The sequence below is a fragment of the Mesorhizobium sp. GbtcB19 genome (assembly GCF_019091085.1).
Classification (GTDB): Bacteria; Pseudomonadota; Alphaproteobacteria; order Rhizobiales; family Rhizobiaceae; genus Mesorhizobium.
Genome location: NZ_JAGXJY010000236.1, coordinates 1 through 270 on the forward strand (window position 1 = coordinate 1; position 270 = coordinate 270).

Here is a 270-nt window from a genome sequence, read left to right on the forward strand (position 1 = left end):
GAGAGTCACATCTTCACTAAGTGTATAATGCTTGAAGCTCCTAATGAACGTTACAATCAACTTCTACCAGTTTTCAACAGCATTCAAGTTTGGGGAGAAGCTTCTGAACGACCTACATCGTACAGCAAATTTAGTAAGTTCATCCAGAAAGACCATCTCGATTTGTTTCAAGATCGAATTCGTTTTATTCCGCCACAAAGTTATGTGGATGATCCAATTGATCCGTTAGTCCTTTTGAAAGCATGTGGTGTTAGTCAAAAAGATATCTTC

Annotated in this window: 1 protein-coding gene; it reads left to right on the forward strand. The window is 38.1% G+C overall.

Annotated features, from left to right (window positions below; all coding sequences use genetic code 11):
- Window positions 1-27: 27 nt before the first annotated feature.
- Window positions 28-270 (forward strand): hypothetical protein (locus KVT37_RS32255; protein WP_217579034.1); only part of this gene is annotated, 243 nt, incomplete at its 3' end.